The 6,868-nt window shown below is 71.7% G+C and carries 6 protein-coding genes; 2 read left to right on the top strand and 4 right to left on the bottom strand.

The annotated features are described in order from the left end of the window. Positions 1–318: 318 nt before the first annotated feature. Complete coding sequence (locus tag HCC61_RS08790) at positions 319–1,041, bottom strand: GntR family transcriptional regulator (RefSeq protein WP_169135191.1); 723 nt, start codon at positions 1,039–1,041, stop codon at positions 319–321. Positions 1,042–1,288: 247 nt separating this feature from the next. Between HCC61_RS08790 and HCC61_RS08785 the strand changes: the two genes are divergently transcribed. Further along, entirely contained in the window at positions 1,289–2,287 is a 999-nt protein-coding gene (locus HCC61_RS08785; RefSeq protein ID WP_169134745.1) for a Gfo/Idh/MocA family oxidoreductase, read from the top strand. Positions 2,288–2,348: 61 nt separating this feature from the next. On the opposite strand, the gene HCC61_RS08780 is transcribed toward HCC61_RS08785, so the two are convergent. The 3 genes from HCC61_RS08780 to HCC61_RS08770 all read right to left on the bottom strand — a co-directional run bounded on the left by HCC61_RS08780 (position 2,349) and on the right by HCC61_RS08770 (position 5,269). Beyond that, positions 2,349–2,702 carry a VOC family protein gene (locus HCC61_RS08780; protein WP_169134744.1) on the bottom strand — a complete coding sequence of 118 codons (354 nt, stop codon included), beginning with the start codon at positions 2,700–2,702 and terminating at the stop codon, positions 2,349–2,351. Positions 2,703–2,956: 254 nt separating this feature from the next. Further along, on the bottom strand, positions 2,957–3,745 hold the full coding sequence (locus HCC61_RS08775; RefSeq protein WP_169134743.1) for a class I SAM-dependent methyltransferase: 789 nt from the start codon (positions 3,743–3,745) through the stop codon (positions 2,957–2,959). 186 nt (positions 3,746–3,931) lie between these two features. Beyond that, complete coding sequence (locus HCC61_RS08770; protein WP_169134742.1) at positions 3,932–5,269, bottom strand: gluconate:H+ symporter; 1,338 nt, start codon at positions 5,267–5,269, stop codon at positions 3,932–3,934. A gap of 337 nt (positions 5,270–5,606) precedes the next feature. Here HCC61_RS08770 and HCC61_RS08765 point away from each other — a divergent pair, with 337 nt between their 5' ends. Beyond that, positions 5,607–6,779 (top strand): mandelate racemase/muconate lactonizing enzyme family protein, encoded by a 1,173-nt coding sequence (locus HCC61_RS08765; RefSeq protein ID WP_169134741.1) that lies wholly within the window; start codon positions 5,607–5,609, stop codon positions 6,777–6,779. Positions 6,780–6,868 lie beyond the last annotated feature (89 nt).

Here is a 6,868-nt window from a genome sequence, read left to right as displayed (position 1 = left end):
CGGGTCGACGGGCTGGACCGCGGCGATGCCTCGAATCTGAGCCGCCCACACGGGAGTTGGCGCGGCGGGCGGCACGGGTGAACCCGGGCCGCCCGCACGGGAGTTGAGGCGAAGCGGCGGAGGTCGAGGCTGTGCGGGATGGGCGGGCGACGGGCGCGGCGCGGCCGCGCGCTGCCCGAGGCCCCGGGTTACGGGGCCCGGGGAACCCCCGGGTTACGGGTGGGTGGGAGGGAACAGGGGGGCGGCCGTCAGGGCGCCGCGGCTTCCGAGGCGACCTCGGGGTCACGGGTGGGTGGGTGGGAGAAAAACGGGGCCGCCTCAAGAACGTACGAGCAACTGAAACTCAAACGCATACCGCGACGCCCGGTACAGATGCGACGCGTACTCCACGGGCCGCCCCGTGTCGTCGAACGTCGTCCGCTCCATCGTCAGCAGCGGCGCCCCCGCCTCCTCCCCCAGCAGCTTCGCCTCCTCAGCCGTCGCGGCCCGCGCGCCGACGGACTGCCGTGCGCTGTGCAGCGTGATGCCGATGCCGCGCATCAGCCGGTACAGGCCGGTCGATTCGAGTTCCTCGCCGCTGCCGGCCTGGAGCAGGTCGCCGGGCAGGTGGTTGCGCAGGAAGGCCATCGGCTCGCCGTGGGTCAGCCGGAGCCGCTCCACGAGCCGTACGTCCGCGCCCTGGGACACGGACAGCGCCGCGGCGACCTCCGCGGTCGCCTCCTCCTTCTCGTACCGCAGCAGCCGCGTGGCGGGCCGCTGCCCGGCCGCCTCCAGGTCGTCGTAGAGGCTGCTCAGTTCGAGCGGGCGCCGCACCTGGCTGTGCACGACCTGGGTGCCGATGCCGCGGCGGCGCACCAACAGGCCCTTGTCGACGAGGGATTGGATGGCCTGGCGGACCGTGGGACGGGACAGGCCCAGGCGCCCCGCGAGCTCGATCTCGTTGCCGAGCAGGCTTCCGGGGGAGAGTTTGCCGCGCTCGATGGCGGTCTCGAGCTGTTGGGCGAGCTGGAAGTAGAGCGGAACCGGGCTGCTGCGGTCCACGCTGAACTCGAGGTCCACGGGATCATTCTTGGCCACGGGTGGAGCGTAGTGGGCCGGGCGGTCCACTGGAAGGCGTAAGTTCGGTTGTCCGGACAAAGCGGACCGAGACAGTCCATCGGTCCCGGCCTTGCGGTCCGCACGCGGGGCGCGCGCGGGGGCCCGGCGGAGACGCCCTCCCACCACCCCCTCGTTCAATTGTCCTGACAAAGTATTGACAGCTCTTGAGCGGACGGGCGACCGTACCCCCATGCGCATCGGACTCATCGGCACCGGCCGGATCGGCACCTTCCACGCCCGTACCCTCACCGCGGAACCCGAGGTGAGCGAGCTGCTCGTCACCGACGTGGACACCGCACGCGCCGGCGAGGTGGCCGCGGAACTCGGCGCCACGCTCGTCCCCTCCCCCGGCGAACTCCTGACCCGCGGCCTCGACGCCGTGGTGATCGCGTCGGCGACCTCCTCGCACGCGGGGCTGATCCAGGCGGCGGCGGGACACGGCGTGCCCGTCTTCTGCGAGAAGCCGATCGCGCTCGATCTTCCCGGAACGGCGGACGCCCTCCGCACGGTCGAGCAGGCGGGCATCCTGCTCCAGATCGGCTTCATGCGCCGCTTCGACGCCGGGTACGCGGCGGCGCGCGCGGCCGTGCGGTCGGGCTCGCTGGGACGGCTGCACACGGTACGGGCCGCCACCTCCGACCCCGCGCCGCCGCCCGCGGCCTACATCCCGCTGTCCGGCGGCCTCTACCGCGACTGCCTCGTGCACGACTTCGACGCCCTGCGCTGGGTGACGGGCCGCGAGGTCGTATCGGTGTACGCGGCCGGGTCGGACGCGGGCCCGGAGATGTTCCGCGAGGCGGGCGACGTCGACACCGCGGCCGTGCTGCTCACCCTGGACGACGGGGTGCTGTGCACGGCGACGGCCACCCGCGTCAACGGCGCCGGATACGACGTGCGCATGGAAGTCGCGGGCGAGAAGGACCAGATCGCGGTGGGGCTCGACGCCCGCACCCCCATCACCTCCGTGGAGCCGGCGGCGGAAGCCTCGCAGGGCACGCCCTGGCCGGGCTTCCTGGAGCGGTTCGCCCCGGCGTACGAGTCCGAACTCTCCGCGTTCGTACGGGCGGTGAAGGGCGAGGCGCCCAACCCCTGCGACGGATATGAGGCGTTGGCCGCGCTGCGCATCGCCGAGGCGTGCGAGGTCTCGCGGCGTGAGGGGCGGCCGGTGGCGGTGGCCGACGTGACCTGACGCCGCAAGCGGCAGCCGGGCGCGGGACCAGCCGGGCGGGAGGGGCGAGGCGGCCGTGCGGTCAGCGGTGGCTGAGCACGTTGACGACCCGCCCGCCGGGGTCCTTCACGAAGAAGCGCCGCACGCCCCACTCCTCGTCCCGCAGCTCCCGTACGATCTCGGCCCCGCGCTCGCGGACCGCGGCGTACACGGCGTCGACGTCGTCCACCTCGATGCTGACGTCGGGCGTGACGGGCGCCGTCTGCTCCTCCGTCATCAGGATCAGCTGAGCCGTGGGATTGGACGGCGACGCGAGCGTGACGACCCAGCCCAGGTTCATCACCTCCTCCAGGCCGAGCAGGCCGTAGAAGTCACGGCTGTCCTCCATGGATTCGGATTCGGTCTGCATGTCGGGTACGACACGTCGGACGGACATCGGGGCTCCCCTGGTAGTGGCGGGCTGTTCCGGTCCGGGGGACGGTCTGTACGGCACCGTCCGGAGCTGTCCCGCGCTGTCCTGCGCTCTCCGGCACTGTCCTGCGCTCTCCGGCACTGTCCGGCGCCGAATCAGCCCCCCGTCGATACGGCTCCAACGACCCTGCGGCCGAAGGAAATCTACCGCCGGCGACAGCCCCCTGAGTGCACCTCCGAGGAGCCGGGCCCGGCGCCCGCCGGCCTCCCCGACGCCCGTCAGTCCCCGGCGCGGGCGAGGAGTTGGAAGATCTTCGCCGTGTGCGGGTACGGGTGGCGGTCCGTCAACGCGAGCTCCAGCGCCTCCAGGGCCGCGAAGAAGTCCGGGTCGTGCTTGCGCGTGTCGTCGGTGATGTGGTCCTGGACGCTGCGGATTCCGCAGTGCTCGATGCCGGTGCAGCCCGCCCCGGTCAGCAGCGGGACGATCTCCTCGGCGGTGTGCAGGGTGAGTTCGGTGTCGAAGGTCTCGCCGTGCATGTGACGCCGGTCCAGCGCGTCGAGCGCGGCCGCGGGATCGAGCGAGCGTACGGCGAGGCCCAGCGGCGTGGCGTGCCGGTTGATCGCCATGACGGAGACGACCCCGCCGCGGCGTACGAGGGAGACGGCCGAGCGGACCACGGGCGCCGGATCGTCGACGTACTGGAGGAGGTTGTGGCACAGCACGGCGTCGTAGCGGCTGCCGGTGACGGCCCCGGGCAGGTCGAAGACGTCGGCCTCGACGGTGTCCAGCCTCGCCTCCGTACCGTCCTGCCCGGCCCGTTCGCGTGCGGCGGCGAGCATCCCCGGCGAGTAGTCGACGATGGTGACGCGATGTCCGCGGCGCAGCAGCCGCAGGGCGTCGCCGCCGTCCGCACCGGCGAGGTCCAGCACCCTCAACGGCCCGTCGCCCAGCGGCTCCAGACGGCGGCGGAGGTTGAACTCGGCGGTGGCATAGCGCAGCCGCCCCCATGGGCTCTCCTGCCAGACCCGCCACGAGTCGAGGGCCGCGTCGAATTGCGATTGCGTCATTTCCGGCGATGATGCCACAACGCCGTCAACCCGGGGCCGGTAGCCGGGAGTTGCGGGCCGGACGCCCCGGGCACGCACGGTGAGTCGGACGCCGGAGCGCCCCGCGCCCCGAACACCACGGCGCCCCGTGCCGCACACCACGGCGCCGCGTGCCCCGCGCCGCACTCGCCACCGCGCCGCGTGCCCCTACGAGTTGAGCGCGTCGATAACCCCCTGGAGCGCGAGCACCCCGCCCAGCCCCAGCACCGCGAGCACCGTCGTATAGGTGGTACGGGCCTTGATCGCGTCGATGACGGACAGGTTGAAGTACTCCTTGAACATCCAGAAGCCCGGGTCGTTCACGTGCGAGAAGGCGATGGAACCGCAGGAGACGGCCAGCACCATCACCTCCGGCTGCACTCCGCTGCCGGCGAGCAGCGGCAGCACCACTCCCGAGGCGGTGACGACGGCGACCGTGGCCGAGCCCAGGGCGATACGGAGGATCACCGCCGTCAGCCAGGCGAGGATGAGCGGGGATATGGACCACCCGTGCGTGGCGTCCTTGATGTAGTCCGAGATCCCGCCCTCGACGAGCACCTGCTTGAACGCGCCGCCCGCGCCGATCACCAACAGGATCATCGCCATCGCCTGCGCCGCGGAGGAGCAGGACGCGCTGACGTCCGCCAGGCTGCGGCCTGTTCGCGGCCCGAAGGCCCAGGCGGCGACGATCAGTGTCAGCAGCAGCGCGATCGGCGCCGAGCCGATGAAGGCGACGAAGTGCAGCAGCGGACCGGACCCCGAGGCGGCCAGGTCGGTCACCGCCGCACCGGCGATCAGCACCACGGGCAGCAGGGCCACCGACAGCGACCACGCCAGTCCCGGCATCTCCTCTTCGGTGAACGTACGGGCGCTGACGAGGCCTTCGGGAATCGAGGGGTCCATCTTCCTGACGAACGGAAGCCTGGGCCACACCAGTGCGATCAGCGCGCCCAGCGGTGCGGCGATGAACAGGCCGTAGAACAGGGTCAGTCCGACCGAGGCGTGGAACGCGGCGGCGACGGCCGTCGGTCCGGGGTGTGGCGGCAGGAAGCTGTGCATGGTCGACAGCGCGATGGACATCGGCAGCCCCACCCACAGCAGGTTCCTGCCGGTCACACGGACGATGGTGAACGCCACCGGCACGATGATCACGAACGCCACCTCGTAGAACATCGTGATGCCGATCAGCATGGCCGTCACCACCATGGCCACCTGCACCCGCCGGGGCCCGAAGGCGTCGACGAGCTTGCCGGCCACCCGCTGCGCGGCTCCGGCGTCGCCCATGACCCGGCCGATCATGGCGCCGAGCCCGATGGTGAGCATCGTGTCGCCGATCTGGTCCCCGATGCCTCCCGCGAGCACTTCGGGGATCTTCGCCGCCGGGATGCCCTGGGAGAGGGCCACGCCGACGGCGACCAGCAGGAGGGCGGCGAAGCCGTTGAGCTTCAGCCTCGTCATGAGCAGGAGCAGAGCCAGAACGCCGATTCCGACGGCAACGAGAGGCATGAGGAACTGTCTCCCTACAGGGATGGCGTTTATGTATGAGAATTCATGGAGGTTAAGGGGACGGTGGGAGCGGGTCAATGGGTGTGCAGCGACCGGTGATCGGGACTCCGTGCGACGCGATCTGCCCGGCGGACGGGCGGCACGGCCGGATGCAGTCCCGGCGGCCGAACGCCGGGGCGCGGTCCGGGCGTTGGGAAACGCGGTGGGGCGCTGCGCCCGGACCGCCGGCTGCCGCTTCCCTCTTCCCTCTTGTCCTGAATGAGGAACGGCTTCTACATATGGAGACGGTGCGGCGGCACTCGCACGCACCGAGCCACCAGCCACCCGGGACACCACCGTGAACACGACACGTACGACGCAGCACGCCGCGGGCACAGCCACGGCCCCCGACTCGATCCGTTCAGTGGCCCTCTCCTCCGTACGCCTGCCCCTCGATACGCCGGTCAGCGACGCCAAGGTGTTCACCGGCAGGCAGCGGCCGATGACCGAAGTCGCCCTGCTGTTCGCCGAGTTGACGACCGCGCAGGGCCACGCGGGCGTCGGCTTCAGCTACTCCAAGCGCGCCGGAGGGCCCGGCCAGTTCGCGCACGCGCGGGAGGTCGCGCCGGACCTGATCGGCGAGGACCCCAACGACATCGGCCGGCTGTGGACCAAGCTGGTGTGGTCGGGCGCGTCCGTCGGACGCAGCGGACTCGCCACCCAGGCTCTCGCCGCGTTCGACGTCGCCCTGTGGGATCTCAAGGCCCGCCGCGCGGGACTGCCGCTCGCCAAGCTCCTCGGCGCGCACCGGGATTCGGTGCGCGTCTACAACACCTCGGGCGGTTTCCTGCACACGCCGGTCGAGGCGCTGCTGGAGAACGCCGCGGCCTCGCTCGACGGCGGCGTGGGCGGCATCAAGATCAAGGTGGGTCATCCCGACCACCGGGAGGACCTGCGGCGGCTGACCGCCGTTCGCGAACGGCTCGGCGACGGCGTGCCGTTGATGGCCGACGCGAACCAGCAGTGGGACCGTCCCACCGCGCTGCGCATGGGCCGCGCGCTGGAGGAGTTCGGGCTGGTCTGGCTGGAGGAGCCGCTCGACGCCTACGACGCGCAGGGGCACGCCGCGCTCGCCGCCGCACTCGACACCCCCGTCGCCACGGGCGAGATGCTCTCCTCCGTCGCGGAGCACTGGGAGCTGATGCGCAGCGGAGCGGCCGACGTCATCCAGCCCGACGCGCCGCGCATCGGCGGCATCACCCAGTTCCTCAAGCTCGCCGCCCTCGCCGAGCACCAGCACCTCCAACTCGCCCCGCACTTCGCGATGGAGATCCATCTGCACCTCGCGGCGGCCTATCCGTACGAGCCGTGGCTGGAGCATTTCGACTGGCTGGAGCCGCTGTTCGAGGAGCGGCTGGAGATCGGCGACGGCCGCATGCGCGTGCCCGACCGTCCCGGGCTCGGCATCACCCTCAGCGAGAAGGTGCGCGAATGGACCGTGGAGCGCTGCGAGTCGGGCGACCCGCGCTGACCCCGTGACCTCGTCGAGCGCAGAGTGCCGCGTGCAGCGTTCAGGTCAGGGTGCAGCGTGCAGGTCAGAGCGCCCGGTCCGGGCGCGGG

It is taken from the genome of Streptomyces sp. HNM0575, from assembly GCF_012726265.1.
GTDB lineage: Bacteria > Actinomycetota > Actinomycetes > Streptomycetales > Streptomycetaceae > Streptomyces.
Note: the sequence above shows the minus strand (reverse complement) of the source record. Positions and strands in the feature narration are given on the sequence as shown.

What these genes read in the sequence shown, in the direction of transcription:
- HCC61_RS08785 (WP_169134745.1), top strand. Translation starts at nt 1,289, where the DNA reads ATGCGCATCGGACTCATCGGCACCGGCCGGATCGGCACCTTCCACGCC.
- HCC61_RS08780 (WP_169134744.1), bottom strand. Translation starts at nt 2,702, where the DNA reads ATGTCCGTCCGACGTGTCGTACCCGACATGCAGACCGAATCCGAATCC.
- HCC61_RS08775 (WP_169134743.1), bottom strand. Translation starts at nt 3,745, where the DNA reads ATGACGCAATCGCAATTCGACGCGGCCCTCGACTCGTGGCGGGTCTGG.
- HCC61_RS08770 (WP_169134742.1), bottom strand. Translation starts at nt 5,269, where the DNA reads ATGCCTCTCGTTGCCGTCGGAATCGGCGTTCTGGCTCTGCTCCTGCTC.